This is a genomic window from Pandoraea pneumonica, assembly GCF_049918595.1.
GTDB classification, from domain to species: Bacteria; Pseudomonadota; Gammaproteobacteria; order Burkholderiales; family Burkholderiaceae; genus Pandoraea; species Pandoraea pneumonica_A.
In genome coordinates this window covers 142047-160433 of sequence record NZ_JBNCRZ010000005.1, presented here as the reverse complement: position 1 = coordinate 160433, position 18387 = coordinate 142047, and the positions used below count along the sequence as shown (strand labels likewise).

Below are 18387 nucleotides of genomic sequence, written 5' to 3'. Positions count from 1 at the left end.
TCTAACGAAGGAGCGCATATGAGCGTCGAAATCATCGGCATGATCCAAAGCAGTAAGCAATCCGAAATTCATCCGAAGAGCGGGCCGGTGGTCGATCGCGACTACGTGCGCACCTTCGCCCGCGCGCACGAGCAATCGGGATTCGACCGCATTCTCGTGCCGCACCACTCCACCAGTCCGTCGGCCACGCTCACCATCGCGTATGCGTCGACGGTCACGGAGAACATTCATTTCATGCTCGCCCATCGGCCGGGCTTCACCGTCCCGACACTCGCCGCGCGCCAGATCGCCACGCTCGATCAGTTCAGCGGCGGCCGTCTCGGTGTGCACTTCATCTCGGGCGGCTCGGACGAAGAACAAGCGCGCGACGGCGACTTCCTCTCGCATGACGAGCGCTACGCACGCACCGATGAGTACCTGAGCATTCTTCGCCGCATCTGGACCGAAGACACGCCGTTCGATCACGACGGCCAGTATTACCGCTTCAAACAAGGCTTCTCGGAAGTGAAACCCGTGCAGCAGCCGCACGTGCCGATCTTCTTCGGCGGTGCGTCCGGTGCCGCGCTCGAAGTTGCGGGCAAGCATGCCGACATCTATGCGCTGTGGGGCGAATCGCTCGATCAGGTGCACGAACTGACCACGCGTGTGCGCGCAGCCGCCGCAGTCCACGGCCGCACGCCGCGCTTCTCGGTGTCGTTCCGCCCGATTCTGGCCGACACCGAAGCGAAGGCCTGGGCGCGTGCCGATCAAATTCTGGCGCAGGCGAAGGCCATTCGTGCGGCTGCCGGTCTGCCGCAAGGCGCCGCGCTGCAAAGCGAAGGCGCACGCCGCTTGCTCGCCGCGGCCGAGAAAGGCGCACGCCTCGACAAGGTGCTGTGGACCGAGATCGCCGGGCTCATCGGTGGCCGCTCGAACTCGACGGCACTAGTCGGCACGCCGGAACAAGTCGCCGACGCGTTGCTCGATTACTACGACCTCGGTGTGACCACGTTCCTCATCCGCGGCTTCGACCCGCTGGGCGACGCCATCGACTATGGCCGCGAACTGATCCCCCGACTGCGCACGCTCGTCGCGGAACGCGACCGCCAGAACGGCGCAACGCGCCGCGCCGCCTGAACACGTCTCGTCGAATAAAGGAAAAGGAAATGGCTGCCGTATTGCCCGTCGATCTCACCCCGTATGCTCGCAACGACCACGCCGCGGGCGCCCCCGCCACGCACACCACGCCGACCGGCCTTGTGCTCAACGCCGCGCCGCAACAGCGCTTTTGGTTCGATGCGCCGCCCGTGCGCAACGATGTGCTCGCGGAGCGCCGTCATCGCCAGACGCGTCTCGCCGCGGCGTTTCGCATCTTCGCGCGTCACGGTTTCGATCTCGGCCTTGCCGGCCACATCACCGCGCGCGATCCGGAGCTGACCGACCACTTCTGGGTCAATCCGCTCGGCGTGCATTTCTCGCGCATCAAGGTCTCCGATCTGCTGCTCGTGAATGCCAAAGGCGAGACGGTGATCGGCGAGCGTCCGCTCAACAAAGCCGCGTTCGCGATTCACGCCGCGATCCACGAAGCCCACCCGCATCTGGTCGCCGCCGCACACACGCATTCGACCTACGGCAAAGCGTGGTCGACGCTGGGCCGCGCGCTCGATCCGCTCACACAAGACTCGTGCGGCTTCTTCGAAGACCACGCGCTGTTCGACGACTTCACCGGCATGGTAGTCGACGACAGCGAAGGACAACGCATCGCCCACGCGCTGAACAAGCCCGACGGCAGTGGCACGGTGAAGGGCGTGATTCTCAAGAACCACGGCATTTTGACCGCAGGCCCAACGGTGGAAGCCGCCGCATGGTGGTACATCGCGCTGGAGAACGTCGCCCACACGCAGTTGCTCGCCGAAGCTGCGGGCACACCGCAACCCATCGACGAGGCCACGGCGCGTCACACGCACAGTCAGGTCGGCGGCCCCGAGGGCGCGCTGTATTCGTTCGAGAGTCTGTATGAGGGGCTCGTGCAAGCCGAGCCCGATTTGCTCGACTGATCCGCTCGACCGATCCATTCGACTGCGCCGCCGCATTGGCGCCAGTTCAGACCCACCATCAAAAACAAACAGGGGAATCGTCGCTATGAAGTTTCGGGAAACGGGGAATATCGCGCAGTCGCCAATCATCGATACTGTGCAGTCCGGCCGCCGCAAGTTGCTACGCGCCGGGGGAGCGGTGGCGCTTGCAGCGCCCGCGCTGCTGCTCGGCCGCAAAGCTTGGTCGCAGCCGCGCAAGCTCACGTTCGCGTGGAATCAGAACTCGTTCTGCCTGACGCCTATCGTCGCCGCACAGGAGCGCGGGTTCTTCGAGAAGAACGGGCTTCAGGTCGATCTCATCAACTACAGCGGCTCGACCGATCAGTTGCTCGAATCGATTGCCACGGGCAAGGCCGATGCCGCCGTGGGCATGATTCACCGCTGGCTCAAGCCGCTCGAAGCCGGTTTCGATGTGAAGATTATCGGCAGCTCGCACGGCGGCTGCGTGCGCTTGCTGGGTTCGAAAGCCGCAGGCATTACCTCGCTCGAATCGCTGAAAGGCAAGACAGTCGGTGTGTCTGACCTCGCAGCACCGGGTAAGCACTTCTTCCAGATTCTGCTTTCGAAGCACGGCATCGACGCCGAGCGCGATATCACGTGGCGTCAGTACCCGGCCGACCTGCTCGGTGTAGCCGTCGACAAAGGCGAGATTCAGGCCATTGCCGATGGCGACCCGAACCTCTATCTGCTGGAAAAGCGCACCAACGGCGCGTATGTGGAACTGGCCACCAACCTCTCCGGTGAATACGCACGCAAGGTTTGCTGCGTGATTGGCGCGCGCGGCGAGCTGGTGCGTAACGACCGCGCGGCGGCGAGTGCGCTGGCCCGCTCGATCGTGCAGGCCACCGAGTTCGTCAATGAGAACCCGAACGAAGCCGCGAAGATCTTCGCCAAGTATTCGCCGAAGATCAGCCCTGAAGACCTGCGCAAACTCTACGCGACGCTCACTTACTCGCATCATCCGACCGGCGTCGATCTGCGCGACGAGATCGCGTTCTTCGCCGATGACTTCCGCCGTATCGGCGTCCTGAAAAAGACCACCGATCCGCAGAAACTGGCGCAGCACGTCTACGCCAATGTCCTTGGATAACCCATCATGAGTGCCATTCTCGACAACGCCGCCCTGCGCGGCGCGAGCCCCGCCGGTGCATTGGAACTGGCAGAGCAGGCCGACGGCGCACCGTTGCGCGAGCGCGTGCAAAGCGCCGCCGCTACCGCAGTGAGTGCCTTCGACGACACGAGCATCGACCAGCTATTCGCGGCACCGCGCACGCCGCCGCTGTGGGGCGTGGGGTTTGTCGCCGCACTCGCTTGGGCAGCGCTCGGCGCGATCACGTTGCGCTGGCCGAATAAGGTCGTCGGTTTCTCCGACTGGGCGTTCACCGATGAATTGGGTGTGGTGACATTGGTGGTGGCTGCTGCGCTGGCGGTGTTGTCGGTAGCGGGGCGCACCACGTCGCCGCTGTTGCGTGTGCGCGAAGCGCTGACCGGCAGCGGGCCGTGGCTTGTCGCCATCGCGCTCGTGCTCGCGGGCTGGGAAATTCTGACGGCGAAGACCGCCTCGCTGCCCACGCCGTTCTTTGCACCGCCGCAAGCGCTCATCGAGGTCTACACCGACGACTGGCAACGGCTTGGCGACAGTGCGCTCAACACGCTGCGGCTGCTCGGGCTGGGTTTCGGTTTTGGCGCAGTAGCGGGCTTTCTGATCGGTGTGTCCATCGGCTGGTCGCGAGCGATCGGCTACTGGGTGCACCCGGTGCTGCGCGTGCTGGGTCCGGTGCCCGCTACGGCGCTGCTGCCGCTCACGTTCTACTTCTTCCCGTCGAGCTATTCGGCTGCCGTGTTCCTAATCGCCCTGTCGACCGCCTTCCCGGTGGCCGTGCTCACATGGTCGGGTGTCGCCAGCGTGAACAAAAGCTACTACGACGTGGCGCGCACGCTCGGTGCCTCCGACGTGTTTCTCGTGCTGCGTGTGGCGATTCCTGCGGCGCTGCCCAACGTCTTCGTGGGACTGTTCATGGGGCTGGGCGCATCGTTCTCTGTGCTGGTCACGGCGGAAATGATGGGCGTGAAGTCCGGCCTCGGCTGGTATCTCACATGGGCGCAAGGCTGGGCCTCGTACGTGAATATGTACGCCGCGCTCATCGTCATGGCGTTGCTGTTCTCGGGCGTCATCACCCTGCTTTTCACCATTCGCGACCGCGCACTGGCGTGGCAGAAAGGAACCGTCAAATGGTAAGCACCGCCACTTCCGCGATTTCGGACAACGCGGCCGCCGCACAACACGATGCAGTGTCGGATGCGTCGCAGATCGCCGCTAACGGCACCGGTGCGCGCATCGACATTCGAGGCGTCAGCCATTGGTTCGGCACGCGCCAGTCGCCATTGCAAGTGCTCGATGGCGTCGATTTGAGCGTAGCACCCGGCGAGTTCGTTGCCCTCCTCGGGCCGAGCGGTTGCGGCAAATCCACGCTGCTGCGACTGGTCGCCGGTCTGGAGACGGCCACGCGCGGCACGATCACGCAAGACGGCACGGCGATTACCCGCCCCGACCCGTCGCGCATCGTCGTGTTTCAAGACCCTACGCTCTACCCATGGCGGCGCGTGCGCGACAACGTCGCGCTCGGTCTGCAAGCGCGTGGCGTGCTGGCGCGCGAGCGTGACCGTGTCGACGCAGCACTCGCCCGCGTGGGGCTGTCTGAATTTGCCGATGCGTTTCCGCATCAACTCTCGGGCGGTATGGCACAACGTGTGGCACTCGCGCGGGCGCTCGTGAACGATCCGCGGTTGCTCGTGCTCGATGAACCGCTCGGCAAGCTCGACTCGCTCACGCGGCTCGCCATGCAAAGCGAACTCGTCGAACTTTGGCAACGCGCGGGGTTTTCGTCGCTGCTCGTGACGCACGACGTGGAAGAAGCGCTCTTTCTCGCGCAGCGTGTCGTCATCTTCAGCCCGCGCCCCGCGCGCATCGTGGCCGAGTTGCGCGTCGATCTGCCCTACCCGCGTCATCGCGGCGATGCACGCATTACCGAACTACGCCATGAGGCGCTGCGACATCTGGGGCTCGATGCAAGCTGGTAATACTTTGACGGGCGCGCCACCGGAGCGCGCCCAATGACGCTGCCTCCGACACACGTTTGGCTCAATGCACTTTTGCTCGGCCTGCAATCGGTGCAGGCCGCGTTGTTGTGGGGCCTGCATGCGCTGGGCATTGCCGGAGATTCGCACGGTGCGCCTGCATGGCCGTGGGACGTTCGCATCGCGGGTGAGAACCTCATCATCGACGTGGCCTTGGCCCGCCAGTTCGCATGGATGTTGGTGGCACTGGTATTCGCGCTCGCCTGCGTGCTGATTGCCATCGTCTGGCGGCGCGCGCGTCGATGGGGCTTCGCAGCGGCCATCGCAGCACTCGTCTTCGCGCCGTGGCCGTCGCCATCGCTCTGGCTCACCGCGGCCGTGCCGACCAGCTTTCATGCCAACCCCAGCGGCTTCACTGTCGAAAGCATCGCGCGAGGCTCCCACGTCTATGCAGCGCAATGTGCGGCGTGTCATGGCGCGGACGGGCGCGGCGAAGGACCGCAAGCCGCCGCGCTACGGCGCTGGCCGCCCACGATGGCTAGCGCCCTGCTCAGCCGTCGCGCCGACGGCGAGTTGTTCTGGCACGTGCTGTACGGCATGCGCGACGACGCGGGCGTGACGATGCCCGGCTTTTCGGGGCGATTGAGCGACAAGGAAATCTGGGCTGCACTCGACTACATGCGCGTGCTGTCGGCATCGGCCGGGATGGCGGCGGGCGGTAGCTGGCCCGTGCCTATCGCGCTGCCCGCGTTGACGGTGAAGTGCGGTGATATGCCTGCACGAAGCCTGTCGCAATGGCGCGGCACGCAACGCGTGCGCGTGGTCGCTGTGGACGCCCGCCATCCACCACCGTTCGAAGATCCGCGATTTCTGACGCTGCTGATTCGGCAAGATGAATCGGGCGTCTTCGACACGCGTCTGAAAGCGTCGCCGGGCCTCGCATCAGGCGTGCGCCGCGTGTCGGCACCGCTTGCCGATGGCCTGCGCGCGAGCACGCGTCCGGCCGTCGCGACCGCGCGCACAACAACACTTGGCGCACGTGCCGAATGCCTTGCCGATTCACCCGACGCTTGGCCGGTCTTTGCGCAGATCGCAGGCGCGTCTGCGGCCGACCTTGCTGGCACGGAATGGCTCGCCGACCGCGACGGCTGGCTGCGTGCGCTCGCACCGGCGGGCAAACGCGGCTGGGCCGACGGCGGCTTGCTATGCACCACGTCGACGGCAGCCGCTTCGCTCACGTCGTCCTCCTCGCCCGCCGCACGCGATCCGCTCACCGACACGCTGCGCCAGATGGACGGCGAGCCCGTGCGGTTTATCAAAGGCGGCTTCGTGCATTAGCGACTGGACAACGCCGCCGCACATCGTTCGATATCCCTCTCACACAACAGGCATTTCCCATGACGATTTCCCGCCGCCGCTTTCTCCAATACGTCACGACGTCGAGCGCCGCCGGTGCGCTCACCACGCTCGTGCTGCCGGGCACCGCGCTCGCACAAACGGGCCGCCCACTGCTCAAGGCTGGCGATCAGAAAGGCGGGCTGCGTGCGCTGCTCGAAGCCGCCGACGAACTCAAGCAGTTGCCTTACGACATTCAATGGACGGAGTTTCCCGCCGCCGCGCCACTCGCCGAAGCACTCAATGCGGGTGCCGTCGATTGCGGCCCGATTGGCGACGCGCCGGTCATCTTTGCGCTCTCAGCGGGAGCGGCCATCAAGATCATCGGCGCGAATCGCTCCGATGCTTATGGCACCGCCGTGCTCGTCCAACCCGATTCGCCGCTGCGCACCGCTGCTGACCTCAAGGGCAAGAACATCGGAACGACGCGTGGCTCGATCGGACACTTTGTGACGCTCAAGGCGATCACCGCCGCAGGCCTCAAACCGTCCGACGTGAACTTCCGCTTTCTCCCGCCTGCGGACACGATTACCGCGCTGGCGAGCGGCTCGGTCGATGCGTGGGCGACATGGGAGCCCTACACCGCCGTGGCCGAAACGACGCGTCGTGCGCGCGTGCTCGTCAATGGACGCGGCTTGTGGTCGGGACTCAGCTATTTGGCCGCGACCGACGCCGCCATTGCCGCAAAGCGCGAAGTGTTGCGCGACTTCCTCTCGCGCGTGGTGCGTGCGCAGGTATGGTCATATCAGCACGTCGATGCTTTCTCGGCCGCCATGGCGCGCATCATCGGCATTCCCCCGGAAGCGGCGCGATTGCAGTTCTCTCGCCGCAACACCAAGTGGCGCAACATCGACGACGCCCTCGTGGCCGAGCAACAAACCACGGCCGATTTCTATTCGCTGGTCGGATTGCTGCGCCAGCCGCTCGACGTACAGGCAACGTTCGACCGGCGGTTCCCCATCTCGGTGTAGTCGAAAAATAGCCATTGACCGACGGTCAGTCGATTATTAAGATGAGAACCATTCTCAATTTATCGACCACCGGGATGTCTCCATGCAACCCTCTCGCCGCCGCGCATTAGTTTGCGCGGCCTATCTCGGCACCTTCCTCGCCTCGCTCGATATCAGCATCGTCAATGTGGCGCTGCCTACCCTCCAGCTTCGTCTGCACACTGACATGGCGGGCCTGCAATGGGTGGTGAATGCCTACGCCATCGCCATCTCGGCGTTCATGTTGAGCGCCGGGCCACTCGGCGATCGTTACGGTCATAAGCCGGTGTGGAGTGCGAGCGTTGCCCTCTTCACGCTGGGATCGGCCGTCTGCGCGTGTGCCGAGACCCTCGGCCCGCTGCTCGTCGGCCGCACGATTCAGGGAGTCGCCGGTGCCCTGCTGATTCCGAGCGCGATGCCGATTCTCACGCATGCCTTCCCTGATTCACGCGAGCGGGCACGCGTCATCGGCGGCTGGTCGGCATTCAGTGCGCTCGCCCTGATTCTCGGGCCGTTGCTCGGCGGCCTGCTCGTCGAGCATTTCGGCTGGCAAAGCATCTTTCTCGTGAACGAACCGCTGGGTCTCATTGCACTAGCGCTGGGTATCTGGGGCATTCCGTCTCGCGACGCCAACCCGCACGGCGTGTTCGACCCGGCAGGGCAAGCGTTGAGTGTGATCTGTCTCGGGGCGTTGACCTATGGGCTGATTCAACTCGGCGAACCGGAGGCATCCCGCGATCGTCTGGCCGTGGTCTTCAGTGTCGCCGTCGTTGCGTTCGTGGCGTTCGTTTGGGTGGAACGGCGCGTGGCGCGTCCGCTGTTGCCGGTGGCACTCCTGCGCGCCCCGCATATGCGCATGGTCAATGTCGCGTCGTTTGCGCTGGGGTTCGCGGGGTACAGCAGCCTGTTCTTTCTCTCGCTGTTTCTCCAACAAGCGCAGGGGCATGCGCCTGCGGCCACTGGCTGGCAGATGATGCCGCAGTTTGTGCTGATGGGTGTCACGTCGCTGCTGTTCGGACGCATTGCGCACCGCATCGCTCTGCCGTTGCTGATGGTGGCGGGTTACGGTGCCATCGGGCTGACGATGTGCGCAATGGCCGCTTTCACACCGGATACCCCGTTCTGGATCGTCGGCACGGCATTCGCCGTTCTCGGTGTCGGCATGGGGCTTTCCGTGCCCGCGACCGGCATGACTGTCATGGGACTCGCGCCTGCGCACGCCACGGGTATGGCCTCGGCGACGATGAACGCACTGCGTCAGACCGGTATGACGATGGGTATTGCGTTGCTCGGCAGCGTAATGAGCCTGCGCGCGACACACAATCTCGCCGACATGGCGCGCGAGCAGGGTGTCGATCATGCCTCGGCGTTGGCGCAACTGGCGGTCACGGCGCACGTCATGGACGGGAAATACGACTGGTTACCGCGTGCGTATCAGGTCGCAATGTCGCAAGGGTTTGCCGTCGCCATGATTGGCGGCGGCCTCACGTGCGTTGCGATGGCGGCGGTGCTGCTGCGATATCACCATCACGCGCCTGACACGCCGCCGACCGGGCACGACGCTCGTGAGCGGCTGGCAACTGGCTCGGTCGGAAAGTGAGGAACTGTCTATGGCGCCACAAAGCGGGGACATCGACACTGCGGGGAACCCGCTCATCAACGACGCACGAGGCATGCGATGGCCGACGTCAGTTTCCTCTCTGCCAATCTGGCGGTAGCCTACACGGCGTATTTTGTCGGCACGGCCAGCCCCGGGCCGAGCAATCTGGCCATCATGTCGATCGCCGCGAACCACGGTCGCAAACCAGCGCTCGCGTTTGCCGTTGGTGTCATCACGGGCTCGATGTGCTGGGCGACGATTGCGATGCTCGGGGTCTCGGCGGCATTGATCGCGTACTCGCAGTTTCTCGTCGCGCTCAAGATTTTCGGCGGTGCCTATTTGTTGTGGCTCGCGTTCAAATCGGGGCGCGCTGCCATCTCGCCCGCGTCGGCAAAGGCCGCTGTCTCGCTGGACGGCACTCGTCTAAAGCCCATCTATTTACGCGGCGTGTTGCTGCATTTGACGAACCCCAAAGCCGTGCTGAGTTGGGTGTCGATCGTCGCGCTTTCGTCGTCGCACGATGGCACTGTGCAATCGGCCGTCGTGCCGGGCTGCGCCGCCATCAGCGTGACGGTGTTCTGCGGCTATGCGCTGCTGTTTTCCACACCGGCGGCGCGGCGCGTTTATTTGCGCATGCGGCGCTGGCTCGACGGCGGGCTGGCCGTCGTCTTCGGCGTGGCCGGGTGGCGGTTGCTGAGCTGGCGCGCGTGAGTGCCGCATGTGATAGCGTGGCGCTTTGCGCGACCTTCGCGCACTCACGCCACTGCCTCACATGATCGAATTCGACGCCGACGCGCTGATGAAGCTCGTCACCACCCCGATGCCCTACGGCAAACACAAGGGCACGATGATCGCTGACCTGCCCGCCAACTACCTGAGCTGGTTTGCCCGCGAGGGCTTTCCTACGGGCGAGATCGGCCGCCTGCTCGCATTGATGTACGAGATCGATCACAACGCGCTGGGCGACCTGCTCAAACCGCTTAAATCAGCGCGCGGCCCCGCCTGACGCAAGCATCGCGGGAGCCACACGGCGCACCCATTGCGTGCGTTGCTCATGGGCATGCGCCAGTTGCAACACCGCGAGATCCGCCTGCGCCGGACCGATGATCTGCAAGCCCATCGGCAACCCGCGCGCATCGAACCCCACCGGCACACTCATCGCTGGCAACCCGGCCAACGTCGGGCCGATCACGACTTCCATCCATCGGTGATAGGTGTCCATCGGCTTGCCTGCGACCGATGTCGGCCAGTGTGTCTCCGCCTCGAACGGGAAAACTTGCGCCGACGGCAGCAACAGGAAGTCGTAGCGCTCGAACAAGCGTGCCAGCGCGCGATACCACTCGCTGCGGTCGATCGAGGCACGAAACACATCCGCAGCACGCAGTGACTCGCCGCCAGCGACTTCCCACTGCGCCTCCGGCTTGAGCTTGTCGCGCCGTGCCGGGTCGGCATACATCTCGCCGAGCGATCCGTTGACAAGCCAGTGCCGCAGCGTGAGCCACGTCTGCCACAAGCGATCCATCGAGAAGTCGGGCGCACACGGCTCGACTTCGCAACCCATCTCCGTGAAATCGCGCAGCGACGCTTCGCACAGCGCCATCACACCGTCTTCCATCGGCAGGTGGCCGCCGTAGTCGCCCAGCCACCCCAGACGCAAGCCCTTCACATCGCGATTTAGCGCGCCTTCGAACTGTGCAGGATCGTGCGCGAGCGAGAGCGGACTGCGGGCGTCGTAGCCAGCCTGCGTGGCGAGCAAGCGTGCCACGTCGGCCACCGTGCGCCCCATCGGCCCTTCGGTGCTCAATTGCTGCACGAAGACTTCCGGCGCGGGACCATAAGGCACACGTCCCTGCGACGGGCGAAAACCGTACACGTTGCCGAACGCCGCCGGGTTACGCAGCGAGCCCATCATGTCGCTGCCGTCTGCCACGGGGAGCATGCGCATGGCGAGCGCACTGGCGGCACCGCCGCTGCTGCCACCTGCGATACGGCTTGTGTCGTAAGCGTTGCGAGTGATGCCGAAAACCGGGTTGTAGCTGTGCGAGCCGAGGCCGAACTCGGAAACGTTGGTCTTACCGATGAAGATCGCACCCGCCGCGCGGATGCGCGAAACGCTGATGCTGTCTTGGGTATCGGGCGCGGTAGCGGTCAGCGGCGACCCTTTGCGTGTGGGCAGTCCTGCGCACGACGCGAGGTCTTTTACCGCCTGCGGCATGCCGTGCATCCAGCCGAGATACTCGCCCTGGGCGAGTTGGCGATCGCGTTCATCCGCTTCGCGCAGCAGCGTTTCAGCATCGCGCAACGACACGATGGCGTTCACCGCGGCGTTGTGTTGTGCGATGTGCGCGAGATACGCCTGCATGACCTCGCGGCACGACACGCGCCGCGTGCGAATCGCTTCGGACAACGCCAATGCGTCGAGTGCGACGATGGTGTCAGGGGCTGGCGATGAGGTTGTCGACGGGGTTGTCGACGGGGTTGTCGATTCAGGCACTGAGGCCATGGGTGTCTCTCTCCTTGGCGGGGCGTCGCTCGAGTGGCGACGCCGTTATTTGACACGACATTGTCGGTCAAACCCGCCTCGGATGCCGAGAGGAAAAATTACGCTCTCGGCGCTTTTGTTGCTTTATTAACTAGTGCGTCAGCGCGTCGAGGCCGGTCGCCTCAACATCGCTGGCGGCTGCCGGGGCGGCCATGTACATCAGCATCTTCTTGGCTTCCTCCGGATGCGGTGCGTTCACCGGCACGCCACCTGCGAAGCGCGTGACCGATTGCAGCGACTCCGGAATCTTGCCCGCAAAGGCGATGCCCTTGACCGGCAACAACTCGCTCACCTGCTGCAAGCCCAAGGCGTAATCGCCCGCCGCGACCTTCTCGGCCACCGGCGTCTTCTGCACCATCACCGACTTGCCGTGCATCTGATCGGCAATGCCCAGCTTCTTGAACAGTTCACGCTCGACATACACGCCGCTGGCGCTATCGGAATACGCGACCGACTTGGCCGCGAGCAGCGCAGCTTTCAACTTCTCCGGCGTGCTGACGTCGGGCACCACTTCGCCCGCCTTCACCACGACACCGATGCGCGAGTCGGCCAGATCGACGCGCGAGTCTGCGCGCACTTTGCCTGCTTTGATCAGATCGTCGAGTGCGTAGCCGACCATAATGACCGCATCGGCCGATTCGCCACGCGCCAAACGGTTAGGAATGGCCTCCGGGGCCTTGCCCATCGACGGGCCCCACGCCGTGTCGACGTGGTCACCGGTCGCCGCTTCGAACTTCGGCAGCAACACTTTGTAGGCGGCCGTGAAGCCGCCGGAGTTCATCACGCGCAGGTCTTCTGCACTCGCCGACGTGGCACCGAGTGCGGTTGCCATCACCAGTCCGGCGCCAACGGCGCTCACGGCACTCAGCACGCGCCGGGTTTTGAAAGTCAGAGCATTCATGGGTGGGCTCCTCGATTAACCGGCGGTGCGCAGATCGGCGCGCGTTTGACCTTGGCCGCCAGTGCGGCCGCGATACAGCGCAAGGGTCGCGCAGATCGCACACAGGGCAGCGAAGCTCATCCAATAACCGGGCGCGGCCTTGTCGCCCGTGGCGTGAATCAGGTACGTCGACAGTGCGGGCGTGAAGCCGCCGAACAGCGCCGTCGCAATGCTGTACGCCAGCGAGAAACCTGCCACGCGCACATCAGGCGGCATGACTTCGGTCAGCGCCGGAATCATCGCGCCGTTGTACATGCCGTAGAGGAACGAGAGCCAGAGCAATGCAATCAACATGCGCGTGAAGCTCGGCGCTTGCACGAGGAACGACAGCACCGGGTAAGCGGTCACGAGCGTCAGGCCCGCGAACAGCAGCAACACCGGGCGACGGCCAATGCGGTCGGACAGCGTGCCACCGATCGGCAGCCAGATGAAGTTCGACACGCCCACGCACAGCGTGACCAGCAGCGCGTCGGTGCTCGACAGGTGCAGCACGCTCTTGCCGAAGGTCGGCGCGTAGACGGTGATGAGGTAGAACGCGGTGGTCGTGAGCGCCACGAGCAGTGCGCCGCCGATCACCACACCGGCGTTCGCCGCCATCGAGCGGAAGACTTCACCGACCGACGGGTGACGCTTGCGTTGCTTGAACTCGTCGCTTTCCTGAAGCGAGCGGCGCAGCGCGAAGATGACCGGCACGATCATGCAGCCCACGAAGAACGGCAAGCGCCAGCCCCATTCGCTGATCTGCTGCGCGGTGAGTGTCAGCGACAGGATGTAGCCGAGCGCCGCCGAGACGACAATGGCGACTTGCTGACTGGCCGACTGCCAGCTCGTGTAGAAACCCTTGCGGCCCGGCGTGGCAATTTCTGCCAGGTACACCGACACGCCGCCAAGTTCGGCACCGGCCGAGAAGCCTTGCAACAGACGGCCGAGCAGCACGAGCACCGGTGCAGCGAGACCAATGGTTTGGTAGCCAGGCACGAAAGCGATGAGGATCGTGCCGCTCGCCATGATGCCGAGCGTGGTGACGAGGCCCTTGCGACGACCGACGTTGTCGATATACGCCCCCAACACGATGGCACCGAGCGGGCGCATCAGGAAGCCTGCGCCGAACACGGCGAAGGTCAACATGAGCGAAGCAAACTCACTGTCCGTCGGGAAGAAGACGCGGGAAATTTGGGTGGCGTAGAAACCGAACAGGAAGAAATCGAACTGCTCGAGAAAATTGCCGGCGGTGACGCGCAGGACTGCGCCGGCTTTCGAGGGTCGACGCGAAATTGCGTCTTGGGGGCGCTGTGGCATGCGCTGTCTCCGTGTTGCCTGCGGCCCGGGGGGTCGGTCCGCAAAAAATCGTCGCATTGCTGCGCCTCTGCCTGAGGGGACGTGTCGAGACCGTCGTGGGCGCTTTTTTGAAGCCGCCAATGTTGCGCCGGAAGTTCCCCGCTTGTGAATTGCAAGTTTTGGAAAGATTGATGCGCACACGCTATCAATCGTAGGATGCTGATGCACCAACCGAGCGGTAACACGGTAGACTCGCGGACCCTTGTGACACAGGGGTTTTAAGCGGTTTTATTAGGCGCAACGCCACCGATCGAACCGCCCCGTCAACGACACGTTTTTTCTCCCCCCGACGTCATGGCGATCAACTTCGATCTGAACGATTTGCAGGCTTTTCGCGCTGTTGCGCAGCTCTCGAGCTTTCGGCGCGCGGCGGAGTCCATCCACCTCTCGCAGCCTGCCTTATCACGGCGCATCGACAAGCTTGAAGAAGCGCTGGGCGTGAAGCTTTTCGAGCGCAGCACGCGCCGCGTGGCGTTGACCAATGTCGGCCGGGCATTTGCCCGCGACGCGGAGCGCATTCTCGACGATCTCGACAATGCGCTACTCGGCATTCGCGACGTGGCGTCGACGAGCCTAGGCCATGTGACGATTGCCTGCGTCCCGTCGGCGGCTTACTACTTCATGCCGCAGGTAATTTCGCGGTATCACAAGGCGTTTCCGCGCATTCGCATTTCGGTGCTCGATGCGAGCGCCAACGAGGTGCTGGCGGCGGTGGTCAATGGCGATGCGGATTTCGGGCTCAATTTCATCGGCTCTCAGGAGCCGAACATCGAGTTCAAGCTGTTGTTGCAGGAGCGGTATGTGGCCGCGTGCCGACGCGATCATCCATTGGCTGGGAAAAAGCGTGTGACGTGGCGCGAGCTTTACGAGTACGACTACATCACCGTGGGTAAGGTATCGGGCAACCGCTTGTTGCTCGATCAGGCGCTCACGGGTTTGCCGCAGCGCCCGCCGAGCATTTGCGAGACGCAGCACGTGACGACGATGCTCGGTTTGGTGGAAGCGGGCCTCGGGGTGGCGGCGGTTCCCACGATGGCAATGCCGGGTGCCGACCATCCGCTGCTAACGAGCGTGCCGCTGATCGACCCGGTCGTGACGCGCCGTGTGGGGATGATTCGCAGCAAGGGGCGGCCGCTCTCGCCTGCGGCGGCGCAGCTTTACCGGTTTGTGGCGGAGATGAAGGTCAGCTCGCGCCGACGGGTGGACGCTGCAATATAACCAAACGGCACAAAGATCACGCGCTGATACATTCTGTTACCCGTCTTACGAAAGATGAAACATTGAGGTACGGGCAGAGCGGCGACGGCTCCTTATACTTGGCTGCGCGATTAACCCGAAACTACACAAGCCTCATGTTCAAGCGAATTTTCCCGATGGTGGCCTTGGCTGCACTGGCCGCAACCACTTCCCTGACGGCCACGGCCAGTGATATGAACAATGCCCTCGGCGGCGCGCTGGGCGGTGTCGCAGGAGCGGCCGTGGGCGGTGCGCTTGGCGGCAGCACGGGCGCGGTGGTCGGTGGCGCGGTTGGCGGCGGCGCCGGTGGCGCGATTACGTCGAACCGTCGCGAGCGCACGGGCGCCATTCTTGGCGGCGCGTTGGGCGGCGGTGCAGGCACGGCGGCGGGCAACGCCATGGGCGGCCGCTCGGGCGGCTTGATCGGCGCAGCAGTGGGCGGCGGCGCAGGTGCAGCCCTCGGCGGCAACATGTCGCGCTCGAGCTCCTACGACGACGATTATCGCCACGGCAAGCGCCGCGGCCATTACAAGAAGCATCACCATCATTGATTCCGCTGAGCGCCGATGGCGTCCAACGACGAATGCGAAAACGCCCTGCGAGTTGGTTGCAGGGCGTTTTTTGTTGGTGTTTCAGACGAAGGACGGGATCGTGACAACCCCCTGCCCCTTCTTCGCTCGAGACGGCCGCGGCACTCGTCGATTCAGTGAGCGATACAGCACCAATGCGGCCTCCAAGGCCTCTCGCGCTTGTGCATGCGCGTCAGGTAAATCGTTGGCAACGGTGATGGCTTCAGGTACGTCAGGGAACGTGACTAATAGCGTGCCGTTAGTGTCCGGTACAAGCGTAAAGGGATAGGTCAGCATGGTGCGCATCAAAATACGTTCGATTAGTGGTTGGGTGTGCACATGATCGCCCCACACAAACGCCTTTTGAAGACCTCCGAGCACTTATCGGAAAGACCTTAATCGTCAAACGAAAAAGCCGCAGCGACTCGCTGCGGCTTTCATCGGCATCACTGGCTGTCGCCGCCGGTAGACTCTCTACTCCCGCCCCGGCTCCGCCAGATACGGCCCAAGGCCGGTCGGGTAGCTGCCCGGCAGGAGCATCGACGGATCGAGACGGTCTACGGTCGTGCGGCCGGTGAGTGCCATCGTCACGTCCATTTCCTTCTGGATAACCTCCAACGCACGGCGCACGCCCGCTTCGCCCATCGCGCCCAAACCATACAAGAACGGGCGTCCGATCAGCGTGCCCTTCGCCCCCAACGCCACCGCCTTGATGACGTCCTGCCCCGAACGGATGCCGCCGTCGAGCCAGACCTCCGTGTCGCGCCCCACGGCCGCCACAATGTCGGGCAACGCGCGAATCGTCGACATCGTGCCGTCCAACTGACGCCCGCCGTGGTTGCTCACCACAATCGCATCAGCTCCGGTGTCGCGTGCCGCGCGCGCATCTTCAGGATCGAGCACACCCTTGAGGATCAGCTTGCCGCCCCAGCGCTTCTTGAGCCACTCGACGTCGTCCCATGACAAACACGGATCGAACTGCGCCGCCGACCACGCGGCGAGTGAACCGATGTCGTCCACCCCTTTCGCATGACCCACGATGTTGCCGAACGTGCGGCGCTTCGTGCCCAACATGCCCATGCACCAACGCGGCTTGGTCATCATGTTCACGATGTTCGGCAACGTGAGCTTCGGCGGCGCCGACAGCCCGTTCTTGATGTCACGATGGCGCTGACCGCTGATTTGCAGATCCATCGTCACCATCAGCGCAGCACAACCCGCCGCCTTCGCCCGGTCGATCAAGCGCTCGATGAAGTCGCGATCGCGCATCACATACAACTGGAACCAGAACGGCGCCTTGGTGTGCGCCGCAACGTCCTCGATCGAGCAGATCGACACCGTGGAGAGTGTGAACGGCACGCCGAACGCTTCGGCCGCCTTGGCCGCCAGAATCTCGCCATCGGCATGCTGCATGCCCGTCATGCCCGTGGGTGCCAACGCCACCGGCATCGCCACGTCGGTGCCCAGCATCGTCGTGCGCGTGCTGCGATGCTCGATATTGACCGCCACCCGCTGACGGAGGCCAATCTTGCCGAAGTCCTCGGCGTTGGCCCGGTACGTCGACTCGGTCCACGAACCGGAATCGACATACTCGTAGAACATGCGCGGTACGCGCTGCTGAGCGAGAACCCGCAAGTCCTCGATGGTGGTGATCACTGCCATGCTGCGTCTCTTTAGTTTTGGTAGCGCCGATTCAAAGATCGACGTGCCACTTCGTTTGGGAAGAACCCGAGAAGTGCTGGATAAACACCCCACCAACCAATTGAAAATCGACTAATCATCGACTCAAATCTGGTCGTGAAGCGATTATTGCGAAAATTGCAGATAGTTAATATGTTCTATTGTTTTATTTCGACTTGACGAGATCGACAAGTGACTGCGTGTTCTTAATTGTCTTGAGCACAATGTTCGACTGGATCGACATGACAGCAGGCGCTCTGTACAGCTCGTTGACGATGAAGTCGGAATAATGCGCGAGGTTGCGCGCTCTTACCGTCAAGATGTAATTCGCTGAACCGGTGACAATTCTCGCGGTAACGACTTCAGGCCAGTTCTGCACGCAAGCGAGAAACTTTTCATGCCACTGATCGACGTCCGGACGCAATGTAATTTGCACTAGCGCTTCGAACTCCAGCCCGATATGCTGTGCGTCCACGATACAGCGGTATCCGGAAATCACCCCACGGTCTTCAAGCAATTTGACCCGGCGCAGGCATGCCGATGGCGATAAACCCACGGCATCGGCCAGCTCCTGGTTGGAGATGCGGCCATTGAGTTCCAGATGGCGCAGGATGCGCAGATCGGCAAGGTCGAGGTTCATTGGCAGAATCCATCAAGTTTTGCAGGATTTTGGCAGAAGCTTCGACTCCCCGCCAGTTCGCCAGCATAAATAGCAAGCAAATTCAATTTTTGCGTTGATATGATAGCTCTCGGCTTTCGGCCGGGAGCCCGTGATGTTTTGGCCGAACATCAGGCGTTTGCTCGCGTTGCGCATCCGCTCAAGGGCCAGCAGAGGGTCGTCCCGGTCGTCGCCGTTGTCGTGCAAAAGAGAGTCCGTCATCTCCTATATCGGAAGGAGTAGCGGGCCAGTTTCGACAATTAGCAAGATGTCCAAAAGACTAAAAA

At 63.4% G+C, this 18387-nt stretch carries 18 protein-coding genes; 12 read left to right on the top strand and 6 right to left on the bottom strand.

Going from position 1 to position 18387, the window contains the following annotated elements:
• Positions 1-18: 18 nt before the first annotated feature.
• From ACPWR9_RS20835 to ACPWR9_RS20790, 10 genes are all read left to right on the top strand, one after another.
• Entirely contained in the window at positions 19-1116 is a 1098-nt protein-coding gene (locus ACPWR9_RS20835; protein ID WP_426300207.1) for an LLM class flavin-dependent oxidoreductase, read from the top strand.
• 29 nt (positions 1117-1145) lie between these two features.
• Positions 1146-2036: a class II aldolase/adducin family protein gene (locus ACPWR9_RS20830; RefSeq protein ID WP_426300205.1), complete on the top strand. Its 891-nt coding sequence runs from the start codon at positions 1146-1148 to the stop codon at positions 2034-2036.
• A gap of 85 nt (positions 2037-2121) precedes the next feature.
• Entirely contained in the window at positions 2122-3165 is a 1044-nt protein-coding gene (locus ACPWR9_RS20825) for an ABC transporter substrate-binding protein (protein ID WP_426300203.1), read from the top strand.
• 6 nt (positions 3166-3171) lie between these two features.
• Positions 3172-4314, top strand: coding sequence for an ABC transporter permease (locus ACPWR9_RS20820; protein ID WP_426300201.1), 1143 nt, complete (start codon positions 3172-3174; stop codon positions 4312-4314).
• Positions 4308-5156 (top strand): ABC transporter ATP-binding protein, encoded by an 849-nt coding sequence (locus ACPWR9_RS20815; RefSeq protein WP_426300199.1) that lies wholly within the window; start codon positions 4308-4310, stop codon positions 5154-5156. Before ACPWR9_RS20820 ends, ACPWR9_RS20815 begins: the two co-directional genes overlap by 7 nt.
• Positions 5157-5189: 33 nt before the next feature.
• Positions 5190-6491 (top strand): c-type cytochrome, encoded by a 1302-nt coding sequence (locus tag ACPWR9_RS20810; protein WP_426300197.1) that lies wholly within the window; start codon positions 5190-5192, stop codon positions 6489-6491.
• A 59-nt stretch (positions 6492-6550) separates the two neighbouring features.
• Positions 6551-7519 (top strand): ABC transporter substrate-binding protein, encoded by a 969-nt coding sequence (locus tag ACPWR9_RS20805; RefSeq protein ID WP_426300195.1) that lies wholly within the window; start codon positions 6551-6553, stop codon positions 7517-7519.
• A gap of 82 nt (positions 7520-7601) precedes the next feature.
• The gene (locus tag ACPWR9_RS20800; protein WP_426300193.1) at positions 7602-9137 is read left to right on the top strand and encodes an MFS transporter; all 1536 of its coding nucleotides are present in this window, start codon (positions 7602-7604) and stop codon (positions 9135-9137) included.
• Positions 9138-9215: 78 nt separating this feature from the next.
• The gene (locus ACPWR9_RS20795) at positions 9216-9848 is read left to right on the top strand and encodes a LysE family translocator (protein WP_426300191.1); all 633 of its coding nucleotides are present in this window, start codon (positions 9216-9218) and stop codon (positions 9846-9848) included.
• Positions 9849-9909: 61 nt separating this feature from the next.
• Positions 9910-10143: a DUF3820 family protein gene (locus ACPWR9_RS20790; RefSeq protein ID WP_150681604.1), complete on the top strand. Its 234-nt coding sequence runs from the start codon at positions 9910-9912 to the stop codon at positions 10141-10143.
• On the opposite strand, the gene ACPWR9_RS20785 is transcribed toward ACPWR9_RS20790, so the two are convergent.
• From ACPWR9_RS20785 to ACPWR9_RS20775, 3 genes are all read right to left on the bottom strand, one after another.
• The gene (locus ACPWR9_RS20785) at positions 10123-11640 is read right to left on the bottom strand and encodes an amidase (RefSeq protein ID WP_426300189.1); all 1518 of its coding nucleotides are present in this window, start codon (positions 11638-11640) and stop codon (positions 10123-10125) included. The two genes, ACPWR9_RS20790 and ACPWR9_RS20785, sit on opposite strands and share 21 nt — an antisense overlap.
• A 130-nt stretch (positions 11641-11770) precedes the next feature.
• Positions 11771-12580 (bottom strand): substrate-binding domain-containing protein, encoded by an 810-nt coding sequence (locus ACPWR9_RS20780; RefSeq protein ID WP_426300187.1) that lies wholly within the window; start codon positions 12578-12580, stop codon positions 11771-11773.
• A 15-nt stretch (positions 12581-12595) separates the two neighbouring features.
• Complete coding sequence (locus ACPWR9_RS20775; RefSeq protein WP_426300185.1) at positions 12596-13918, bottom strand: MFS transporter; 1323 nt, start codon at positions 13916-13918, stop codon at positions 12596-12598.
• A gap of 333 nt (positions 13919-14251) precedes the next feature.
• Here ACPWR9_RS20775 and ACPWR9_RS20770 point away from each other — a divergent pair, with 333 nt between their 5' ends.
• On the top strand, positions 14252-15175 hold the full coding sequence (locus ACPWR9_RS20770) for a LysR family transcriptional regulator (protein ID WP_426300183.1): 924 nt from the start codon (positions 14252-14254) through the stop codon (positions 15173-15175).
• A 134-nt stretch (positions 15176-15309) separates the two neighbouring features.
• Positions 15310-15744 carry a hypothetical protein gene (locus tag ACPWR9_RS20765; RefSeq protein WP_426300181.1) on the top strand — a complete coding sequence of 145 codons (435 nt, stop codon included), beginning with the start codon at positions 15310-15312 and terminating at the stop codon, positions 15742-15744.
• A gap of 492 nt (positions 15745-16236) precedes the next feature.
• Here ACPWR9_RS20765 and ACPWR9_RS20760 read toward each other — a convergent pair whose 3' ends face one another.
• The 3 genes from ACPWR9_RS20760 to ACPWR9_RS20750 form a co-directional block, all read right to left on the bottom strand.
• Complete coding sequence (locus ACPWR9_RS20760; protein ID WP_426300179.1) at positions 16237-17424, bottom strand: alpha-hydroxy acid oxidase; 1188 nt, start codon at positions 17422-17424, stop codon at positions 16237-16239.
• Positions 17425-17608: 184 nt separating this feature from the next.
• Positions 17609-18082 (bottom strand): Lrp/AsnC family transcriptional regulator, encoded by a 474-nt coding sequence (locus tag ACPWR9_RS20755; RefSeq protein ID WP_150681610.1) that lies wholly within the window; start codon positions 18080-18082, stop codon positions 17609-17611.
• Positions 18083-18094: 12 nt separating this feature from the next.
• Positions 18095-18322 carry a hypothetical protein gene (locus tag ACPWR9_RS20750; protein WP_426300177.1) on the bottom strand — a complete coding sequence of 76 codons (228 nt, stop codon included), beginning with the start codon at positions 18320-18322 and terminating at the stop codon, positions 18095-18097.
• Positions 18323-18387: the final 65 nt, after the last annotated feature.